This is a genomic window from Sporosarcina sp. P25 (assembly GCF_002743235.1).
In the GTDB taxonomy this organism is placed as follows: domain Bacteria; phylum Bacillota; class Bacilli; order Bacillales_A; family Planococcaceae; genus Sporosarcina; species Sporosarcina ureae_B.
On sequence record NZ_PDYV01000012.1, the window covers coordinates 13,175 to 34,309 of the forward strand.

Genomic DNA, 21,135 nt, shown 5'->3' on the forward strand with positions numbered 1-21,135 from the left:
ATCGCTGTTTTTGTTTTGCGTTGGTTAAAGGCGCTTCTCTAACTTCATAGGCCATCCATCTTTGATTCGCAATGAAATCAACGGTTCCGGAACGGGCGCATGTGGTCGCACATTACGGAATATAAACTTCTTATAAAGTACCGATATGATCAAAGTCGCTTCGAGCATCGCAAATCGCGAACCGATGCAACTGCGGGAACCGCCACCAAATGGAAAATAACTAAATGGCGCATACTTATTACCTGCTGCAAACCGATCCGGGTCAAATGCACTAGGATTCGGGAACACCTCTTCATTTCGATGAACCGCATACGGACAGATCATAAACGTGCTTCCCTTTTTGAAAGTTCTTCCAAACATCTCAACAGGTTCGTTAAGTTCGCGATAAATCAACCAAGCAGGCGGATAAAGACGCAAGCCTTCTTCAATAACTTGCTGTGTATATGGTAATTCCCGCATCCAATTAAATGGACTCCCTGTCATGTCCGCAGTATTCAATTCGACCAACAAACGTTTCTCTACTTTTGAGTGCCCCGCAATTTCAGCAAATAACCAGCCCAATAAGTTCGCTGTTGTTTCATGTCCCGCAAGCAACATCGTCATCATCTGATCACGCACTTCTTTATCTGACAATTTGTTTCCATCCTCGTCTGTCACCGCCATCATCAAGCCCAGCAAGGAATCTTTAAACCACCCAGGGTGCTCTTTTGCAGCAATTAACACATCGCTAATCATTGCTTCAAGTGTCTGGATTGCTTCCTTATGCTTCAAATTGGCTTTAGTCGGAACAGAAGCTGGAATCATCACAGGACTAAATAAAATTTTGATACTTTGCTCAATCGTTGTCGTGACGGCGTCCGCAAGCTCTTTCTCTTCTGCCGAGACATCTGTCGAAAACATTGTTCGTGTAATGATTGATAATGTCAACCGCATCATAACCGTGTGTATATCTACTTCCTCTTCATGTTCAAGTCGATCGACTAACTTCTCCGTTTCGTCAATGATGGAATAGGCATAGCGTTCCAGTACCTCTTTATAAAACGCTGGTTGAATATATTTCTTCTGCTTCGCATGCCGCTCACCTTCCGTCGTCAGTAGACCTTCTCCCACTGTTCTTTGCAACACGGTCGTTGTTCGTCCTTTAATAAATGACTGATCTTGACGAATCAAGATTTCCCGAATAGCTTCAGGACTGTTGACCACAAATGTTGGGGAAATGCCCGTCTTCAATGAAATCACATCACCAAGCGGCTCTACTCGCATAAAGAAAGCAATCGGATCACGCACGAATTCCAAATAGTTCTGTAATCGTGGTGTCGCAATATCTTGTACAGTGACCATGAACTCTCCTCCACAATTATCATAATGTATTACTTCTCCATCTCCTGTATGTATGCAGTATTTCTGGATATGCTAGTAAAAAGGAGGTGGGTCAATTGGCAAAAGACGTATTATGTGAAGTAACGAACTGTCATTTTTGGGAATCGGGTAATCAATGTGGTGCAGATGAAATCAAAGTGATCTCTCGAAAAGGTAAAAAGGCAAAAGACTCAGCCGAAACAGATTGTGGTACGTTCCTTCCAAAAGGATGATCCGCTACGCAGCAGCCACGCTTTTATGCTTGGCTGCTGTTTTATTGTACTACCGGTAAACATCACTACTCAGTTCACGACAATCACTTTAACTTAAACGTAGCAGTACAATGAGCAACTAACTCGTCCTTCTCATTGAATAGTGTTCCTTCAACCAAAGCTGTAGAGCGTGTTCTATTAATAATGGCAGCTTTTGAATAAACCGCTTCCTGAACGACCGGCTTTAAGAATTGCGTTGTCATTTGAATCGTCATAACATCATTTGCACCCATTGAACGACAAAGCATTCCCATCGTCGTATCGAGAACGGACATATACATACCACCGTGAATAGTTCCGCGTACATTATCATAATCTTGACGATAAGGTAAATATAATTCCACATGACCCGCTTCTAATTTTTGTGTCTGCAGACCAGCAAATTTCCAAAAAGGGCTTGTTTCGAAATCTTGTCGAACTTGTTCTAAATATTCCACTGTTGTATCGTTCATTTCATTACCTCCAGAAAATGTAGTAATTGTTTTATATACCATATCGTAAAGACGTTCTGCCGACAATTCAAAGCATTTTATCATTTGCTATAAAAACGCTGTTTTCTAATATTTTTCAATAAAAAGTATATATTTTTTATTCTTTTTCCTTTATAATGAAATCAATTTCATAAGTTTTTTAATTTAGGAAGAGTACTTGAGCATTATGCCAATCCAATCACCTGTTATGTAATGGAATAGAATACATCCCTATTCTTATATCAACAAGCGAAACAGAGTAAAGGTCCCTCTCCAATCTGTCATGTTTGTATTATTTCATGTGGATTGGAAAGGGGCTTTTTTATGTGAATATGCTTATAAACACTTTATTTAGAAAGGACGGATGTTACGGTTGGAAAATAAGCTGAAGCTCTACGGCTTTAACAACCTCACCAAAACTCTTAGCTTCAACATTTACGATGTGAGCTATGCAAAAAGTAGAAGAGAGCAAAGTGAGTATATCGCCTATATAGATGAGCAATACAATTCGGAACGGTTAACAAAAATCCTTTACGATGTCACAGAGATGATTGGTGCGCATGTATTGAATGTCAGTAAACAAGATTACGACCCACAAGGCGCTAGTGTAACGTTGATGATTTCAGAGGAAAAGTTCCCTGCATCACAAATTGATCCTTCTTGTAATCAAGGTGCGATTCCCATCTTGCCGGATAAAGATTCTGTCGTCAGTCATTTAGACAAAAGCCACGTGACCGTCCATACGTATCCCGAATATCATCCCGATAACTCCATTGCGACATTTCGAGTTGATATAGATGTGTCAACATGTGGAGAGATTTCTCCATTGAACGCGCTCGACTACCTGATCGGAAGCTTTGATTCGGATATTATTACCGCGGATTATCGTGTGCGTGGATTTACACGGTCAGTCGACGGCAAAAAACTTTTTATGGATCATGCAATTACATCCATTCAAGACTTCATTGACGAGAAAACATTGCAAAAGTATGATGCGATCGATATAAATGTTTACCAAGCGAATATCTTCCATACAAAATTACTCATTAAAGAGATTGATTTACAAGATTATTTATTCAACAAAGATGTTTCAGAATTACCGCCAAAAGAACGCCTTCAAATCTCTCATAATCTTCGCAAAGAGATGATTGAAATCTACAGCGGTTCCAACGTCTATGAAAACGAGTGAGGAGAGACCATTGAAATTATCACAACATCGCGTTCCTATTATGGAAGCATTGCAGCAATATCAAGAAGCACGTGTCGTTCCTTTTGATGTGCCCGGACATAAACACGGTCGTGGCAATAAGGAGCTTGTAGATTTTCTCGGGGATACTTGCTTACAACACGACGTGAATTCCATGAAACCTCTTGATAATTTATGTCACCCCGTTTCTGTCATACGGGAAGCTGAAGAGTTGGCTGCGGACGCGTTTGGCGCGAAGCACGCTTTCCTGCTCGTGAACGGGACGACCTCTGCCGTACAAGCAATGGTCATGACTGCTTGTAAAGCGGGTGAGAAAATTATCATGCCGCGAAATGTTCATCGCAGTGCAATCAATGCCTTGATCTTAAGTGGTGCTATTCCCATCTATGTGAATCCAGGAGTACAGAAAGAACTCGGCATTCCACTCGGCATGGCGGTGGAGGAAGTAAAGAAAGCAATCATGGATCATCCCGATGCAAAGGCAATTCTCATTAATAATCCGACTTATTATGGGATCTGCTCCAATATGAAAGCCATTACTGATCTAGCACATGCACACGGTATGTTGGTGTTAGTGGATGAAGCACACGGTACGCATTTTTATTTCAATGATAAATTGCCTGCTTCGGCAATGTCCGTCGGTGCGGATATGGCTTCTATTAGTATGCATAAATCAGGTGGATCTTTAACGCAAAGCTCATTTTTATTAATCAACAATGAAGTAAGTGAAGGCTATACGCGACAGATTGTTAACTTGACGCAAACTACGAGCGGTTCTTATCTATTGATGTCGTCACTAGATATTTCACGTAAGAACCTGGCACTACACGGGCAGGAAATCTTCGATAAGGTGATCACGATGGCGCAGTATACACGTGATGAAGTCAATCAGATCGGCGGCTACTATGCATATTCTAAAGAGCTAATCAACGGCGATACTATCTATGATTTCGATGAGTCCAAATTGTCGATTCATACGCGCCAAATGGGATTGGCTGGCATTGAAGTGTATGATATTTTACGCGATGAATACGATATCCAAATCGAGTTCGGTGACGTAGCGAATATCCTCGCTTATATTTCAGTCGGAGACCGTACACTGGATCTTGAACGATTAGTCGCAGCACTAGCAGAAATAAACCGGCGTTTTAAAAAGGATCCTGGTACTTTATTCGATCATGAATATATCAATCCTCAAATTGTTCAATCGCCTCAACAAGCATTTTACGCAGATAAAGATACATTATTGTTATCTGAGTCTTCGGGACATGTGGCAAGCGAATTCGTCATGTGCTATCCACCTGGCATTCCAATTGTGGCACCCGGGGAACGAATCACAACCGAAATAATTGAATACATCAATTATTGTAAGGATAAAGGTTGTTTCTTAACCGGTACCGAGGATGCAAAAGTTGATTGGATTAATGTAGTAAAGGAGGACGTCCGATGAATCTATGGTTTACTGAAGATCATTCACCTCACACACGCTTTTCTTTTCGCGTCGAAGAACATCTATATACTGCGACGAGTGAATTCCAGAAAATTGATGTCTTCCAAACGACAGAGTTTGGTAAAATTTTGACATTAGATGGTTATGTCATGGTGACAGAGAAAGACGAATTCATTTATCACGATATGATTGTTCACGTGCCGATGGCTACCAACCCATCCATTCAAAACGTGTTAGTTATCGGTGCAGGTGATGGTGGTACCGTACGCGAATTGACGCGCTATCCATCGATCAAACAAATCGATATGGTGGAGATTGATGAGCAAGTTGTGAAAATATGCCAGAAGTTTTTACCACAAACCGCAGCTCAACTGACTGATCCGCGCGTTACACTTTATTTTGAAGACGGTCTGAAATTCGTCCGTCAGCAAGAAAATGCCTATGATTTGATCATTGTCGATTCCACCGATCCATTCGGCCCAGGTGAAGGTCTCTTCACGAAAGAGTTTTATGGCAATTGCTATAAAGCTTTGAATGAACAAGGTATTCTTGTGAATCAGCATGAAAGTCCATTTTACACCGAAGATGCACGCGGTATGCAGCGAGCACATAAAAGTATCATGGGGTTCTTCCCCGTTTCCAAAGTCTATCAAGCACATATTCCAACCTATCCATCGGGGCACTGGCTGTTCGGATTTGCTTCCAAGAAATATGACCCGATAGAAGATCTGGATGCTGATGCATGGAATACACTTGGTTTGCAAACAAAATATTATAATACAAAACTTCATGTCGGCTCATTCGCCTTGCCGAATTATGTTAAGGAGTTGCTGACCCATGCTAAATAAAAATATAGAAACATTTCTAGGGTTCGAAGCAGACTACGAGGAGGCATCATTCGTAATTTTCGGTGCCCCATTTGATTCCACCACATCATTTCGTCCTGGTACGCGATTTGCCAGTAAAGCGATGCGAAGCGAATCATTCGGTCTTGAGACATACAGTCCTTATCAAGAAGCCGATTTGACGGATTACACATTATTCGACGGTGGCGATCTAGAACTTAGTTTTGGTAATACCGAGCATGCTTTAGAGCAAATTGAAGAATTCACTTCACTTATTTTGAAGGATGGGAAAATCCCCTGCATGATTGGTGGCGAACATTTAGTCACTCTGGGAGCTGTACGTGCTGTTGCAAAAATGTATCCGGATTTACATGTAATCCAATTCGATGCACATACAGACTTGCGTGAAGATTATTTAGATCAACGTCTGTCTCACGCTACAGTTATTCGTAGAATCTGGGACCTGCTTGGAGATAACAAAATATTCCAATACGGTATTCGTTCTGGTGATCGTCCAGAATTTGAATGGGCAGCTAAGCAGCATGTTTTTATGAATAAGTTTAATTTTGATGGACTTGAAGATACGGTTGAAAAACTACAAGATAAACCCGTCTATTTGACGATTGATCTAGACGTACTGGATCCTTCCGTCTTCCCTGGAACCGGTACACCGGAAGCGGGTGGCGTAAGCTTTGTTGAGTTGCTACAAGCCATTTTGACGGTCAGTGGTTTGAATATTGTTGCCTGTGATATCAACGAACTGTCTCCTATCTACGATCAAAGCGGTACATCAACAGCCGTGGCTTGTAAAGTGTTACGTGAATTAACGATTGCTATAAATAAAAATAACTAAATTGGTGGTGTCTTTAATGGGAAAAGCATTAATTATTGGAGCTGGTGGCGTAGCAAGTGTCGTCGTGCATAAGTGTTGTGAGGTACCCGATGTATTTGAAGAAATCTGTATCGCAAGTCGTACGAAATCAAAATGTGATGCATTGAAAGAAAAGCTTGACGGTGGACAAACAAAAATCCAAACAGCTCAAGTGGATGCAGATAACGTGCCTGAACTCGTCGCGTTAATCAATGAATTTAAACCGGATATCGTCATTAATGTCGCATTGCCTTATCAGGATTTGACGATCATGGATGCATGTCTTGAAACAAAAGTAGATTATTTGGATACTGCGAACTACGAGCCACTTGATACAGCGAAATTCGAATATAAATGGCAGTGGGCATATAAAGAGAAGTTTGAAGAAGCAGGTATAACTGCATTGCTCGGCAGTGGTTTCGACCCTGGTGTAACGGGTGTGTTCTCCGCATACGCATTGAAGCATTACTTCGATGAAATCCATACGATTGATATTGTCGATGCCAATGCAGGCGACCACGGGTATCCTTTTGCAACGAACTTTAACCCGGAAATCAATATCCGTGAAATCACAGCTAACGGACGCTATTATGAAAATGGAGAGTTCGTGGAAACAGAACCTCTTGAAGTGAAACGCGTTTATGATCTACCTGAAATCGGACCAAAAGACGTCTACTTGCTATACCACGAAGAACTTGAATCATTGGCGAAAAATATTACCGGTGTAAATAAAATTCGTTTCTGGATGACGTTTTCTGAAAAGTATTTGATGCATTTGCGTGTACTTGAAAATGTGGGAATGACGTCCATTGAACCGATTGATTTTGAAGGTCAGCAAATCGTTCCACTGCAATTCCTGAAAGCTGTACTACCGGACCCCGCTTCGCTAGGACCGCGTACGAAAGGAAAAACGAATATTGGTTGTATCTATCAAGGCACGAAAAACGGTGAGCCAAAAACGTATTATGTTTACAATATTTGTGATCATCAAGCGTGTTATCGTGAAGTGGGATCACAAGCTATTTCCTATACAACAGGTGTTCCAGCTATGATCGGTGCAATGATGATGTTAACAGGCAAATGGAAAAAGCCAGGTGTCTTCAATATTGAAGAGTTCGATCCGGATCCATTCATGGATGCGTTGAATGAGTATGGTTTACCTTGGCATGAAGATTTCAATCCAACTTTAATAGACTGAGGAGAATAGTATGAACTTTGATGTACAAGCAGTCCCATCGCCTAGTTATGTCGTTGATGAAAAATTACTGATTGCTAACTTAGAAAAAATGAAATTCGTTACCGATCAAACAGGATGCAAGATCTTACTTGCACAAAAAGGATTTTCGATGTTTGCAGTCTATCCGTTAATCGGACAGTATTTGCATGGCGTTACTTCAAGTGGTGTATTTGAAGCGCGTCTTGGCTTTGAAGAAATGGGGAAAGAAGTACATACGTATGCCCCCGCTTTTCAAGAAAACGAGTTTGAGGAAATCCTTCGTTACTCTGATCATTTGGTATTCAATTCATTTGCGCAGTGGAAGCAGTTCAAGAGCCAAGTTCAAAAGCAGGAAAAGTCGATTGAATGCGGAATCCGCATCAATCCTGAATACTCCGAGATTGAAGTCGATATGTACAATCCTTGCTTCACCTATTCACGATTCGGTGTTACGTTAGATAATTTCGAAGCTGATGAACTCGAAGGTATTAGTGGCCTGCACTTCCATACGATGTGCGAGCAAAACTCTGATACGTTGTGGCGGACGATCCAAATCATCGACGAAGAATTCGGTCCCCATTTACAGAAGATGAAATGGATCAACTTCGGTGGCGGTCACCATATCACTCGTGCTGATTACGATCTGGAGACATTAATCCGTTGCATTCGTTTCATGCAAGATAAATATAATCTTGACGTTTATCTAGAGCCGGGCGAAGCCGTTGCGCTAAACACCGGCTTCCTCGTCTCGACAGTACTTGATACGATGCATAATGGTATGGACATTGCTATTCTCGATACTTCGGCTTCTTGTCATATGCCAGATGTTCTGGAGATGCCTTATCGTCCGGAGATTATCGGGGCAGGTATGCCAAATGAAAAAGCCCATACCTATAGATTAGGAGGGCCAACTTGTCTTGCTGGGGACGTAATTGGGGATTATTCATTCGATCAGCCATTACAACCTGGCGATCGACTGGTATTTTGCGACATGGCACATTATTCGATGGTGAAGAACAATACGTTTAATGGCGTTAATTTGCCATCGATTGTCCTTCATACTGCCAATGATGAAATCAACGTAGTGAAGCAATTTGGTTATGAGGATTTTAGGCAGCGGTTGTCTTAAGAGTAGTGAGTGGGAAAAGTGAGAGCAAGTTGATCTACGTTCCAGGCGGACGCTTTCCCAAGGACGTGGCTTGGGCCGCTTCGCTACCTGCGGGGTCTCAAGGCGCACGCTTATCCATCAAGAGTCGCCACCTTCCACTACAATCATCTGGTGTCTTTTTCTGATTTTAGAAAGTGGAGTTCAAGTTCATAACTACTAATCAAAATTACATCATTTTCTTTACTCCATTCGACTATTTCGTTTAAGACGTAAAAACCCGATTCGCTGAAAAATGCAAATCGGGTTTTTACACTTTGATACAAATAAGTAATGTGTAAAAGTCTATAATAGTTTAAGGTTTCATTAGAATTACCAATCAACACACTGATACTTTTTATATTCCAGTTCAAGTTAGAATAGTACATAAGTTTTTCATTCCACTCGCGATCATCAGAAGATAACACCAGTTGATCGAAGTGGAAGGCGGCGACTCGGGGAGGATCAGCCCGATCAGGTGAAACAACTAAAGGAGCACCGCGACTAGTTGGTTCACCGCGGGCCCTCCCGAACGCGTCCGCCTGGAACGCAGATCAACGTTACTTACCTCTATCCTGCTCTTAAACCTAATACTTACTACTCACAGTAAGAAGAATCCAATCCCCATAATTAGATAGGCTGAAAATAGCACGAGTCCCTCGAACCAATTTGACTCTCCGTCATGACATATATTGACGACTAGTAATGTGGCGGTAATCATCGCGATCAACTCTGGCCACGTGAATACAAGTGGCATTGCAGTAGGCATCATTAACGATATCAGTACCAGCACCGGTGTGACAAACATTGCGACCTGCAATGTAGAACCGATTGCAATCTCTACCGATACATCCATTTTATTTTTCATCGCCAATGTAATTGCAGAAGAATGCTCTGCCGCGTTACCAACGATTGCGACGATGATGACACCGATAAACAACTCTGACCAGCCAAACTTCTCACCTAGCGTCCCAAATGTATGCACAAGCTTTTCTGAAACAAATGCAACAGCTACTGTTGCAACTAATAGTACCACTATAGATTTCTTCTTTGTCCACTCTGGCACTTCTTCTGTCTCATGAGTTTCGGTACCGAATACGCCACGATGTGTAAATAACTTAAATACCAGACCTGCCAAATAAATCAGGATGAGTATGATAGAAATACCGATACTCAAATTCAATCCAGTTTTAGTATCCATCGTCATCGAGAAGACTTCCGGAATCACAAATGCCACGACAATGGCAAAAATCAATAATGCAGAATTAAACCGGGCATCAAAAATATTAAAATTCTGTCTTTTATGCTTAATACCACCTGCGAAAAACGATAGACCAAGAACTAATAATAAGTTTCCTAATACTGAACCTGTCAACGATGCCAGTACGATTGCAATTAATCCAGCTTTCAAAGTAAAGATAGAAATAATAAGTTCAACTGCATTACCGAATGTTGCATTTAATAAACCACCGATTCGTGGTCCACTGACAATCGCTAAACTTTCTGTTGCTCTTCCAATGAATCCAGCAAGGGCAATAATACTGTAACAACACAATGCAAACATCCATAAATCTGACCAATTCAAGAATGATGCTATAAATACTAAAGGTACTCCTGTAAATGCCATGACAGTAAATACTTTATTCAGTGTCTCCACCTCTTTCCATAATCAATTTGTTATAATCTTTCCCTAATTCCAGTTCAAATAAACTGGTTTATCATCAAAACGAAAATTATCACCTACTAGTACTAAAAAAAGGTAGGGGAGAGTCTGTAAATAAGACTCTCCCCTACCTATTACATTTTTTAGATTATATCCATCATAAAAAAACAGCTTAACTCTTCATTTTCGGATCCAAGGCATCTCGTAAGCCATCACCCATTAGGTTAAAACCTAGTACAGTCAGCATAATCGCAAGCCCAGGGAAAATCATTGTCCAGGGAGCATTTTGCAAGTAATCTTTGGAGTCGGCTAACATCTTTCCCCACTCAGGGTATGGAGCTTCTGCCCCTAATCCTAGAAATCCGAGTGCCGCTGCTTCAAGAATAGCTGTAGCAATCGCCAATGTACCTTGTACGATGACAGGCGCCATCGAGTTAGGCAAAATATGCGAAAACAGAATTCTGAAGTCTTTCATACCAATTGCTTTTGCCGCTGTAATATATTCATCCTCTTTAATACTCAATACTTTGGATCGTATTAATCGCCCGAAGTTTGGTACGTTAATAATTGCAATAGCAATCAATGCGTTACGTAAGCTGGGTCCCAATACAGATACAATCGCAATAGCCAATAAAATAGAAGGGAAAGCAAGCATAATATCGAATATTCTAGAGATAATAGTATCGATCCAGCGACCGTAATAACCCGCTATGATCCCAAGGAAACTCCCCACTACAATTGAACCAACGACCGAGAAGAATCCAACAGACAATGAAATACGCGCACCATGAATAATGCGTGAGAATATATCACGTCCGAAGTCATCCGTTCCAAACCAATACTCCGAAGAAGGAGGTTGCAGTCGATCTGTCATTAATTGTTCGTTGATGCCTTCTTTTGTGACAAGAGGACCAAAGAGTGCAAGCAAAATAAAGAATATGACAATAAATGCGCCTACGACAGCTACTTTACTTTTGCGAAAACCTACCCAAGCTTCCCGCCAAGGTCCTGTTGTTTTTTCTAACTTTGCTTCTGCTACCCCGTCTACCTTAGGCGTAAATTCTGACATGAACTATTCCTCCTTCCTCAATCATACTTAATCCTCGGATCGATCAGTCCATATAGTAAATCGACGATCAGATTAATCATGACAAAGATAAATGCCACGATGAGAATGCCCGATTGAATAACAGGATAATCTCTAAAGTTGATTGCGTCATAGATATAACGTCCAATTCCAGGCCAAGCGAAGATGGTTTCCGTCAGAATAGCTCCACCCAAGAGTAGACCAATTTGCAGACCGATAACTGTCAAAACAGGAATGATTGCATTTTTTAATGCATGCTTATATACTACCCAAAACATTTTCTGACCCTTTGCTCGTGCTGTACGAATATAGTCTGAACGCATCACTTCTAGCATGCTTGAACGCGTCATCCGGGCGATAATCGCCATCGGAATGGTTGCAAGCGCTAGTCCAGGTAAGATCAAGTGTTTAATAACTACCCATAATTGATCAAATCTGCCCTGGATAAGCGTGTCAATTATGTATAAATTGGTTATAGCGGATACAGGATCACGGACATTTTCACGTCCAGTTGTCGGCAACCATTGCAATTCGATTGCAAATGCCCACTGCCCCATTAACCCTAACCAGAAGATCGGCATGGAAACACCAACTAGTGCTAGTACCATCGCTGAATAGTCAAACCATGAATTTTGGAACCAAGCAGAAATAATACCGGCATTCACCCCTACAACGACTGCGATAATCATCGCAAATAATGCCAACTCCAATGTAGCTGCTAAATAAGGCCAAATTTCGTCTGCTACAGGAAGGCGTGTACGCATGGATTCTCCTAAATCACCTTTTAAAATCCCGCCAAGATAACTGAAGTATTGTGTATACCATGGTTGATCAAGACCTAGCTTGATCGTCAAGGCTTCTACTGCTTCTTTTGTTGCTTGTTGTCCTAAAATTACTTGTGCTGGATTACCAGGAATTGCACGAATCAACATAAAAACTAAAAAGGTCATACCAAGCAGGACAGGAATTAGCTGTAAAAGCCTCTTAATCGTATAGTTGAACAACTCTTTCACCCCTCCGGCTTATCATGTATTAATCAAAGAAAGGGAGAATGCTGGCTTCTCCCTCTTCTTCCGTCATGTAATTTACGTATTACTTATTTGAATTCTACGTTCGACAACAAATCAGAACCAGTTGGATGCGGAACAAACCCTGTCAGTTCCTTCGCTCCACCTAACAATGGGATGGAGTGCGCAAGTGGTACCCATGGAGCTTCTTCGTGAAGAATTTCCTGTGCTTGCTTATACAACTCGATACGCTTGTCTTCGTCTACTTCTGTTTGTGCTTCTAGGAATAGCTTATGTGTTTCGTCGTTCTTAAAGTACGTGTAGTTATTACTTCCGATATTGTCTTCATCTAATAGTACATATAGGAAGTTGTCTGCGTCTCCATTATCCCCAGTCCAACCAAGCATGAAAGCATCTGCTTCCCCTTTGCTCGCCTTATCTAGGTAAGTCGCCCACTCATAAGAAACGATTTTCGCTTTAATACCCACATCAGCCAAATTGCTTTGAATAGCTTCCGCTACTTTCGTTCCGTCCGGCATATATGGACGTGGAACTGGCATTGCCCAAAGTTCCATTTCAAATCCGTCTTCAAGACCTGCTTCTTTCAATAGTTCTTTAGCTTTTTCAGGATCATATGCATATGCTTCTACATCTTCGTTATAACCTGAAATAGATGAAGGCATTGGATTTTTCGCCACTTCGGCACGTCCTTCAAAGAATGAATCGACAATAGATTGTTTATCGATTGCATAGTTCATCGCCTGACGAACTTCTTTTTTATCAAATGGCGCACGAGTTACTGTTAATCCGAGGTATCCTACGTTCATGGAAGGGCGCTCGAACAACTGCAATGCATCATTATCTTCAATCTTTACTCCATCAGCTGGATTGATTCCATCTGCTAAATCTATTTCTCCAGATAGTAAAGCATTCAGACGAGCAGAGTTATCAGGAATGGCTTGGAAAATGATGCGTTCCAATTTTGGTAACCCTTCTTGCCAGTATTCTTCGTTCTTTTCAATTGTAATGGTTTCATTTGGCTTCCACTCTACAAACTTGAATGGACCTGTCCCTACTGGGTTACGCTCATACTCATCATCGCCCTTTTCAAAAGCTTCAGGACTTGAAATAGCGAACATACTCATCGCAAGATTTTTCAAGAATGGTGCTTGTGGACGCTTCAATGTAATAATCACTGTGGATTCTCCATCTGCTTTAACCGATTCAATTACGTGCTCTTCATCGTCTTTAAATCCACCAAACATAGAGTTGTAGTATGGGAATGTATCTGAATCCCCATTCGCCCAACGCTCAAAGTTCTTTACGACTGCTTCTGCATTAAAATCAGTGCCATCATGGAATTTCACGCCTTCTTGTAATTGGAATGTATACGTCAATCCATCTTCACTTGTGTCATACTCTTTAGCAAGACCTGGTTGAACCGTCGTATCCTGCTCCCCAAAGTTTAATAACGTTTCGAATAAATTCACCGTTACTTTAAATGTCTCCCCTTCTGTTACACGGGATGGGTCAAGAGATGTTGAATCTCCGCCTCGTCCAAATACTAACGTTTTGTTCTCACTGCCGCCTTTATCCGCAGCGTCTTTGTCCTTGTCGCCACTGCCTTCATTATCATCGCCGCCTGAACAAGCCGCCAAAGCAGTCGATAAGATAAGAAGCATGATCAACGCGAACGACCACAGTTTCCCTTTTCTCATACAGATCCCTCCAATTGTTTTTTTCTTTCTATATCATCGTTGCTTTCCGTTGAATAAAGATGGCAAGCAACAGAATGACCAGCTTTCTCCTCTGCTAATACAGGGGTTACTTTCGTACACACATCCATTTTAAAAGGGCAGCGAGTGTGGAATGCACAACCGCTTGGCGGATTCGCTGGGCTTGGCATATCCCCTTCAATAATGATTTGTTCCTTCTTGTAATTTGGATCTGGTACAGGTACTGCAGACAGTAAAGCCTGTGTATACGGGTGGAGGGGGGTTGCATATAGCTCTTCACTTTCTGTAATCTCCACAATCTTCCCCAAGTACATTACTGCCACACGATCACTGATATGGCGTACAACACCAAGATCATGTGCAATGAAGATATATGTCAAATTGAATTCCTTTTGTAAATCCTGCATTAAGTTTAATACTTGCGCCTGAATGGATACGTCAAGTGCAGACACTGGTTCATCTGCAATAATCAACTTGGGATTCGTCATTAAAGCGCGGGCAATCCCAATTCGCTGACGCTGCCCTCCACTAAATTGGTGAGGATAACGTGTTGCGTGATATTCACTCAAACCGACAATTTTTAGGAACTCTACGACTTTTTCACGTCGTTCTTTTGCATTGCCACCACCATGGACAATCAATGGTTCTTCTAATATCTTGCCGATTGTATGACGAGGATTCAATGAAGCATAAGGATCTTGGAAGACCATTTGGATGTCTCGACGAACCGCTCGAATATCATTAGCAGAGAGCTTCGTCAAATCTTTCCCCTGGAATTCGACGACTCCTTCTGTCGGTTCCAGCAACTGCATAATCGTCCGTCCTGTCGTCGATTTACCGCAACCGCTTTCTCCTACTATGCCGAGCGTCTCTCCCTCATTTACATGAAACGAAACATTATCGATCGCTTTGACATGACCTACTGTTTTACCAATCAATCCTTTGCGAATTGGGAAGTATTTTTTCAATCCTTCAACTCTTAGCAGTGGTTTGTTCATTAGCACCCGTCACTCCTTCTTGTTCGTCATATAAAAAGCATCTAGTTTGATGATTTTCGGAGTTTCGGTATAATTCCGGTGTTTCTACCCAACACCTCGAGAAAGCGCTTTCACATCTCGCTGCGAATCTACATCCTCTATCAATGGATCCGGGTTTTGGCACGTTACCTGGAATCGAATAGAGACGATCTTTTTTATCTCGCATATCTGGTACAGACTGAATCAGTCCGCGTGTATAAGGGTGACAAGGATTTTTAAAAATTACTTCGGTTGGGGCTTCTTCAATAACTTGTCCTGCATACATGACTACGACACGTTCACAAGTTTCAGCCACCACTCCTAAGTCATGCGTGATGAGTAAAATCGCTGTATTCATGCGCTCGTTCAACTCTCGCATCAATTTCAGGATTTGTGCTTGAATAGTTACATCAAGTGCTGTTGTAGGTTCATCGGCAATGAGTACTTTCGGATCGCATACAAGCGCCATTGCAATCATGACACGCTGTCGCATACCACCGGATAACTGATGAGGATATTCCTTCATAATTTCTTCAGAGCGGGGTAGTCCGACTAGTTTCAACATTTCGATTGCTCGGTCCTTAATTTGCTTTTTCGACCATTTTTTCTGATGAAGTGAAATGGCTTCAGACATCTGATTGCCTATTGTGAAAAGTGGATTCAATGAAGTCATAGGCTCTTGAAAGATCATTGCGACGTCATTCCCACGAATCTCTCTCATTTCCTTCTCCGTTTTCCTTAAGAGATCTTGACCTTCAAAGAGGATTTCTCCTCCAGTGATTTTCCCTGGCGGACTTGGAACTAACTGCATGATAGATAAAGAGGTGACACTCTTTCCGCAACCTGATTCTCCAACAATCCCTAAGACTTCTCCTTCTCTTACATAGAAGTCCACATGATCTACTGCTGGAATTTCTCCTGAATCCGTGAAAAAGGTCGTTTGCAAATCTTTAACTTCAAGTAATTTCTTTCTTTTGTTCATTTACTCACCTTTTTCCTTTTTTCTGAAATAACTCATTAATCATTATTATACTTTTATTCTGATTAAATGCAAGATGCTTTTTTCATAAAATAATATAGTGAGAGAATATGGCAATAAAAAAAGAAGTGCATTAGGAAAGTTGATACCTACGCACTTCTTAAAATTTCTGATTTTTCTAATGTTATGCTACTCTTTTAACTGCATAATTATTTCCCTTACCAAATGGCTTGACCATCTATAAATTCTGGAGCTTTTAAATCTAGTAGTTTATATAGACTTGGTGCAATATCGGTCATCGTTATTCTTTCGCTAATTTCGCCGCTTGAAATTTTGGGACCTGATGCAAATAGAATAGGATGTAATGGCAAACGCTCAGGATTACCACCATGACTCCCCAATTCTTGGGTCGGTTCGACAGCAATTTTCGCATCTTTTCCCATTAAGTATCCTGGAGCAGCAGATAAGAATACATCACCGCTATTATCATTACTAAAAGTTACATATTCCTCTTGTTCTTCTGTCCAAACCGCTTCATACGGTGAGATCTCGATATTCTTCTGCTTAGATAAGACTGAAGGTACCGGATAAGTATAGGCTAGATCCGCTTTACCAGTGAGCCAACTCAAAATAGGATGAGCTACTCTTTCAGGATCTTGTGAAAGGGCAGAAAAAACGGTCTTATCGGTAAAAACTGATACAATTTCATTCTTTACTTGTTCGTATTCCTCTTCTTTTACAATTCCATTTTTCTCTCTGCCTTTTAAATTTACATACACATGCGCAATGGTTCCACTTGCTTCCGCATATGCTTTCGTCTTAGATGTATCCACATTTCCTTTTTCATCTTTTACAAGCAGTCCGGCTTTTTCAAGCTCTTTATTCGGTGAAAGCCTCGTGTGAATTGGTTCCAACCCATGATCTGAAACAATCAATAAGTGATCATCAGGGTTAAGATTGTTTTTGATTCGCCCAATCGCTCGGTCCGCTTGTCCAAATGCCCAGCTAACATATTTCTCTTTCTCCAACACATTCGATAAATCATATCCTGGTTGGGCAGGTTCTCTCAATAAAAAGTTATGCAGTTCAGTATCTACAACTGGATAATAATAAAATAATAAGTCTGGTTGATAGTGGTCTTTAATATATAAGCTGACATCCGTCACCCAATTTGCGAAACGTTCGCCTACTTGTTCATATTCTTCTCTTGTAATATCTCCTTTTTTGAAGGCATCTATCTCATCAGCCGCGGGATAAAATCCAAATTCAGATTCTATCTCGTCCGTGAATTGGTCAGGTCCCTTGTACAGACCTCCCATTACAGTACCTTGAAATAATTGTAGCCTATCTTTACCTGCAGGATCCTCTTTTAGTTTTATATAGAATCCTGCACTATCAAAGTCTGGTAGGTCTAGCACGATACCGATCCAGTCGTTTGCTGATACTTTTTCTCCTATTTGTTTGGGATCCATTGAAATATAGAGTTCCGGTTCTTCCTCATCTATTCGCAACACATATAATTGTTGGGATGGTGAATTCTTTATATCTAATGTAATCACCGCTTCTTCCACTTCTGTTGTGGTAGTTGCAGTTAATTGTTTAACACGTTGATCTTCTATAGGTGAAAATTTCAAATTATGAAGTTTCGAATCTGCTAAGGTCCCACCTGAATAAACAGCGTACGTAGCAGCAGAGGCATTATCAGGATTCGAATCGGGGAAAGAGACTGTCGCTGTTACTTTTCCTTGATTTCTCGCTTCTTTCCATATAGGTGTAACGCCTAACGTTTGTGCAAATCCGCTTTGATCATCTTTTACTTTTTCACCTGTCGAGTGGAACTGATTACTCACAATCCCCGTCTTGGAAGGTGCTGCACCGCTTGCCAGTGTGGCATGTGATGGCGCAGTCAATGATGGTGTAACTGTAATGAAATCCGTCGCATAGGCAGCCTCTTTTTGAAAGCTCTCTAAATTCAACATGATTCCTTTATTTATGTATCTCTGTGCGTCTTGATAACCCAATCCATCGAATGACACAACACTTATTGTGCCCGTTGGTTGTGTTGCTTGAACAGACGAAGAGGTAGTAGTACTAGTCATGCTACAAACAACCAAAATTATTATAATAGTTAGTGGCTTAAACATATTGCATCCCTCGCTTTGTATTACTATTCCCTACCTTAAATCACGGTAAACTTGCTAACTACAATATGTTCTAAAAGTCATGTTTTTTATTAAAAATACCTCCTGCAATTCTCTTATGCAGAAGGTATTTATCAATTTATGGTTACAATGCAAGCTGTTTTACTGAATTTCTTTCAAGCCACGTCAAGCTTTTATCAAACAGTTCATTTTCAAAAGAATAACTTGAAAATGTGTGATCAGCCTGTTCAATATATTGTTCAACTACTCGCTCACCGTTCAAGCGCTTATTGAGTGAATTTACGTATTGTCTCGCATGTTCTTTTGATATTTGTTCATCTTCTTTTGCATGAACAATTTGAACAGGTCCGGTAAATGAACGAATCGCTTCGATAGGTTGATGTCTTTTCAAATCCTTAAGAAAAGTTTGGCTGATCATAAATCCGTGATAATCATGACTGCCTTGCCTTATAATTTCATGAACTGCTTTTGGTCCAAGAATTCCCGTTATATCTTCGTATGGTGTACCTACCGGTGACCAGAGAATCAGTTGTTTAATACGTGAATCACTCGCTGCTGTTAGCGACGCAACTGCCCCTCCCATACTGTGTCCTACTAATGAAATCCGGCTTTTATCTATACCGCGAAACGAACTTAAATAATCGATGACATCCTGTACTTCCTTTAATTGATTAGTCAATGTCACATCTGCATAATCTCCGTCACTTTCACCACAACCGCTAAAGTCAAAGCGGAATACCCCATATCCATGCTCTGTGAAATAACGAGCGGCTTTAACAAACAAACGATGTTCCCCTACTTTACTACCTACGAACCCATGGATAAATATAAGCAAAGGTATAGCTTCTTTTCTATATTCAGGCAGATGCAACGCACCCGACAAATTATTTTCCCCAGAACGAATCGTGATCATTTTTTGCATTTCTTCCCTACTCTCATGTAAGTATATTATTCCAACATGTTTAATAGGTATTATACAATTCAAATAGATTTAAGTCAAATAAATCCAATAGTAACTCTTATTCTTACATAGAAAAAAGACTCCTATATTAGGGAGCCTGATTAGTATATTCAAATGAATAAGTACAGAGTGATTTGGAATTTCCGTTGCAGAGGGGATACAGGTCAACGATGCCACTCCCCTTTGCACAACGACTTTACTTCACAATCCCAAGCGTATTTAAGAACACTACAATAATAGTCAATGGGACTACCCACTTCATTAAAAAGTGCCAGAGTGGATAAAAACCTGTAGATTTCGTATTATACTGTGTAAATTCATCACGCACTAACACTTGATCCATCTTATGAACAATAAATAATGCAATCAGCAAACTTCCAGCTGGCAGCAAAATATTACTGACCAAGTAATCTGTCGCATCAAAAACACTCTTATCGAATAGTAGCAACCCTGACAACGTACTAGAAGACAAAGCAGAAGGAATTGCAGCTATGAATACAACCGCACCAATTAACCAAGTCACAGACTTACGTGTACGCTTGCCACTCGCTGTCATCGCTGCCACAATAATTTCGTACAAACTAAACGAAGATGTCAATGTCGCAAACAAGAACAAAATTAAGAATAACGCTAAGAATACTTGCCCTAGCGGAAGTTGCGAAAAGACTGCTGGCAACACCATGAAGAGTAATTCCGGTCCCGCTGCCGGTTCTTGCCCGAACGCGAATACTGCTGGAAAAATAGCTAAACCTGCTAGTAACGATACAAATAAATTCATCCCTACTACGGAACTTGCAGATGAAGTCAAACTAACGTCTTTTTTCAGATATGAACTATACGTTACCATACATGAAAATCCGACGGCTAATGAAAAGAAAGACTGTCCAAGTGCATATAATACTGATTCTCTTGTAATACTAGAGAAATCAGGCTTCAGGAAGAATGATACACCTTCCATTGCACCAGGCAACGTCAATGAACGAATAACTAAAATAATAAAAAACACAAATAATAAAGGCATCATATATTTATTCGCTTTTTCAATACCGTTTTGCACACCGGAAGATACGACTAATATGTTAATGATGGTAAATAGGAACAGACCGATTAATGTTGTTACTGGCGAACCGACAATCGAACCAAATTGTTCCGAATAGGAAGCACCTTCACTAATGATCTTGCCACCTATAGATAATCCGCTATACACGAATACCCAACCACCCACTACACTATAGAAGGATAGTAAAAGGAAACACCCTGCTACACCAAGCTTACCAATCCATGGCCATGCACTAGCTGGCGCCAACTTCTTGTAAGCACTGATTGCTTCTCTACCTGAACCACGTCCAATAATGAATTCGGAAACCAGCATGGGTAACCCAATCAAAATTGTAAAGACGACAAATAATAGGAAAAATGCGCCACCGCCACTCATTCCTGTAACATACGGGAACTTCCAGATTGCTCCAAGGCCGATTGCTGCACCTGCCGAGGACATGATAAATCCAAGCTTCGAAGACCATTGTTCTTTACGTTGTTCCATTTCTTCACCCATTTCCCTTTACTTCTGCTAATTATAGTTATACTGTACTACACCATTAGAAACAATAGCAGATTTGTATTGTTTATAGTTATGCACAACAAAAAAGATGTACCTGAATCGAAATACTCCATTCGGTTACATCTTTTC

18 protein-coding genes are annotated in these 21,135 nt (G+C 40.8%); 7 read left to right on the forward strand and 11 right to left on the reverse strand.

What is annotated here, in order from left to right; translation table 11 throughout:
• Positions 1-24 precede the first annotated feature (24 nt).
• The gene (locus CSV70_RS11185) at positions 25-1,341 is read right to left on the reverse strand and encodes a cytochrome P450 (protein ID WP_099629030.1); all 1,317 of its coding nucleotides are present in this window, start codon (positions 1,339-1,341) and stop codon (positions 25-27) included.
• Positions 1,342-1,436: 95 nt separating this feature from the next.
• On the opposite strand from CSV70_RS11185, the gene CSV70_RS11190 reads away from it, so the two are divergent.
• Positions 1,437-1,592, forward strand: a complete 156-nt coding sequence (locus CSV70_RS11190) for a DUF1540 domain-containing protein (protein WP_085131684.1) — start codon at positions 1,437-1,439, stop codon at positions 1,590-1,592.
• 83 nt (positions 1,593-1,675) lie between these two features.
• On the opposite strand, the gene CSV70_RS11195 is transcribed toward CSV70_RS11190, so the two are convergent.
• A complete protein-coding gene (locus CSV70_RS11195; RefSeq protein WP_085131685.1) occupies positions 1,676-2,083 on the reverse strand; it encodes a PaaI family thioesterase in 408 nt (135 codons plus the stop codon).
• A 382-nt stretch (positions 2,084-2,465) separates the two neighbouring features.
• Between CSV70_RS11195 and speD the strand changes: the two genes are divergently transcribed.
• Genes speD through nspC form a run of 6 tightly spaced genes read left to right on the forward strand, consistent with a single transcriptional unit; the run spans position 2,466 to position 8,819 of the window.
• Complete coding sequence (gene speD / locus CSV70_RS11200; protein ID WP_085131686.1) at positions 2,466-3,290, forward strand: adenosylmethionine decarboxylase; 825 nt, start codon at positions 2,466-2,468, stop codon at positions 3,288-3,290.
• A 10-nt stretch (positions 3,291-3,300) separates the two neighbouring features.
• Positions 3,301-4,758: an aminotransferase class I/II-fold pyridoxal phosphate-dependent enzyme gene (locus CSV70_RS11205; RefSeq protein WP_332308455.1), complete on the forward strand. Its 1,458-nt coding sequence runs from the start codon at positions 3,301-3,303 to the stop codon at positions 4,756-4,758.
• The gene (gene speE / locus CSV70_RS11210) at positions 4,755-5,606 is read left to right on the forward strand and encodes a polyamine aminopropyltransferase (RefSeq protein ID WP_085131688.1); all 852 of its coding nucleotides are present in this window, start codon (positions 4,755-4,757) and stop codon (positions 5,604-5,606) included. Before CSV70_RS11205 ends, speE begins: the two co-directional genes overlap by 4 nt.
• Positions 5,596-6,456, forward strand: coding sequence for an agmatinase (speB, locus tag CSV70_RS11215; protein WP_085131689.1), 861 nt, complete (start codon positions 5,596-5,598; stop codon positions 6,454-6,456). Before speE ends, speB begins: the two co-directional genes overlap by 11 nt.
• A 16-nt stretch (positions 6,457-6,472) precedes the next feature.
• Positions 6,473-7,672 (forward strand): saccharopine dehydrogenase family protein, encoded by a 1,200-nt coding sequence (locus CSV70_RS11220; protein WP_085131690.1) that lies wholly within the window; start codon positions 6,473-6,475, stop codon positions 7,670-7,672.
• Between the two features lie 10 nt (positions 7,673-7,682).
• Complete coding sequence (nspC, locus tag CSV70_RS11225; protein ID WP_099627646.1) at positions 7,683-8,819, forward strand: carboxynorspermidine decarboxylase; 1,137 nt, start codon at positions 7,683-7,685, stop codon at positions 8,817-8,819.
• A gap of 616 nt (positions 8,820-9,435) precedes the next feature.
• Here nspC and cax read toward each other — a convergent pair.
• The 9 genes from cax to CSV70_RS11270 form a co-directional block, all read right to left on the reverse strand.
• Positions 9,436-10,482: a calcium/proton exchanger gene (gene cax / locus CSV70_RS11230; RefSeq protein WP_255397471.1), complete on the reverse strand. Its 1,047-nt coding sequence runs from the start codon at positions 10,480-10,482 to the stop codon at positions 9,436-9,438.
• A gap of 187 nt (positions 10,483-10,669) precedes the next feature.
• Complete coding sequence (nikC, locus tag CSV70_RS11235) at positions 10,670-11,566, reverse strand: nickel transporter permease (RefSeq protein ID WP_085131693.1); 897 nt, start codon at positions 11,564-11,566, stop codon at positions 10,670-10,672.
• Between the two features lie 17 nt (positions 11,567-11,583).
• Positions 11,584-12,588, reverse strand: coding sequence for an ABC transporter permease (locus CSV70_RS11240; protein WP_085131694.1), 1,005 nt, complete (start codon positions 12,586-12,588; stop codon positions 11,584-11,586).
• Positions 12,589-12,680: 92 nt separating this feature from the next.
• Positions 12,681-14,309, reverse strand: coding sequence for an ABC transporter substrate-binding protein (locus tag CSV70_RS11245; protein ID WP_085131695.1), 1,629 nt, complete (start codon positions 14,307-14,309; stop codon positions 12,681-12,683).
• Positions 14,306-15,325: an ABC transporter ATP-binding protein gene (locus CSV70_RS11250; RefSeq protein WP_085131696.1), complete on the reverse strand. Its 1,020-nt coding sequence runs from the start codon at positions 15,323-15,325 to the stop codon at positions 14,306-14,308. The genes CSV70_RS11245 and CSV70_RS11250 overlap by 4 nt, the downstream gene beginning before the upstream one ends.
• Positions 15,300-16,325 carry an ABC transporter ATP-binding protein gene (locus CSV70_RS11255; RefSeq protein ID WP_085131697.1) on the reverse strand — a complete coding sequence of 342 codons (1,026 nt, stop codon included), beginning with the start codon at positions 16,323-16,325 and terminating at the stop codon, positions 15,300-15,302. Before CSV70_RS11255 ends, CSV70_RS11250 begins: the two co-directional genes overlap by 26 nt.
• Before the next feature lie 215 nt (positions 16,326-16,540).
• Positions 16,541-18,421, reverse strand: a complete 1,881-nt coding sequence (locus CSV70_RS11260; RefSeq protein WP_158232419.1) for an alkaline phosphatase family protein — start codon at positions 18,419-18,421, stop codon at positions 16,541-16,543.
• A 187-nt stretch (positions 18,422-18,608) separates the two neighbouring features.
• Positions 18,609-19,406, reverse strand: coding sequence for an alpha/beta hydrolase family protein (locus CSV70_RS11265; RefSeq protein ID WP_099629032.1), 798 nt, complete (start codon positions 19,404-19,406; stop codon positions 18,609-18,611).
• A 235-nt stretch (positions 19,407-19,641) separates the two neighbouring features.
• Positions 19,642-20,988: a sodium-dependent transporter gene (locus CSV70_RS11270; protein WP_099629055.1), complete on the reverse strand. Its 1,347-nt coding sequence runs from the start codon at positions 20,986-20,988 to the stop codon at positions 19,642-19,644.
• Positions 20,989-21,135: the final 147 nt, after the last annotated feature.

Coding starts and splice junctions, on each gene's coding strand:
- CSV70_RS11185 (WP_099629030.1), bottom strand. CDS start 1,341: ATGGTCACTGTACAAGATATTGCGACACCACGATTACAGAACTATTTG.
- CSV70_RS11195 (WP_085131685.1), bottom strand. CDS start 2,083: ATGAACGATACAACAGTGGAATATTTAGAACAAGTTCGACAAGATTTC.
- speD (WP_085131686.1), top strand. CDS start 2,466: ATGTTACGGTTGGAAAATAAGCTGAAGCTCTACGGCTTTAACAACCTC.
- speE (WP_085131688.1), top strand. CDS start 4,755: ATGAATCTATGGTTTACTGAAGATCATTCACCTCACACACGCTTTTCT.
- speB (WP_085131689.1), top strand. CDS start 5,596: ATGCTAAATAAAAATATAGAAACATTTCTAGGGTTCGAAGCAGACTAC.
- CSV70_RS11220 (WP_085131690.1), top strand. CDS start 6,473: ATGGGAAAAGCATTAATTATTGGAGCTGGTGGCGTAGCAAGTGTCGTC.
- nspC (WP_099627646.1), top strand. CDS start 7,683: ATGAACTTTGATGTACAAGCAGTCCCATCGCCTAGTTATGTCGTTGAT.
- nikC (WP_085131693.1), bottom strand. CDS start 11,566: ATGTCAGAATTTACGCCTAAGGTAGACGGGGTAGCAGAAGCAAAGTTA.
- CSV70_RS11245 (WP_085131695.1), bottom strand. CDS start 14,309: ATGAGAAAAGGGAAACTGTGGTCGTTCGCGTTGATCATGCTTCTTATC.
- CSV70_RS11250 (WP_085131696.1), bottom strand. CDS start 15,325: ATGAACAAACCACTGCTAAGAGTTGAAGGATTGAAAAAATACTTCCCA.
- CSV70_RS11255 (WP_085131697.1), bottom strand. CDS start 16,325: ATGAACAAAAGAAAGAAATTACTTGAAGTTAAAGATTTGCAAACGACC.
- CSV70_RS11260 (WP_158232419.1), bottom strand. CDS start 18,421: ATGACTAGTACTACTACCTCTTCGTCTGTTCAAGCAACACAACCAACG.
- CSV70_RS11265 (WP_099629032.1), bottom strand. CDS start 19,406: ATGCAAAAAATGATCACGATTCGTTCTGGGGAAAATAATTTGTCGGGT.
- CSV70_RS11270 (WP_099629055.1), bottom strand. CDS start 20,988: ATGGAACAACGTAAAGAACAATGGTCTTCGAAGCTTGGATTTATCATG.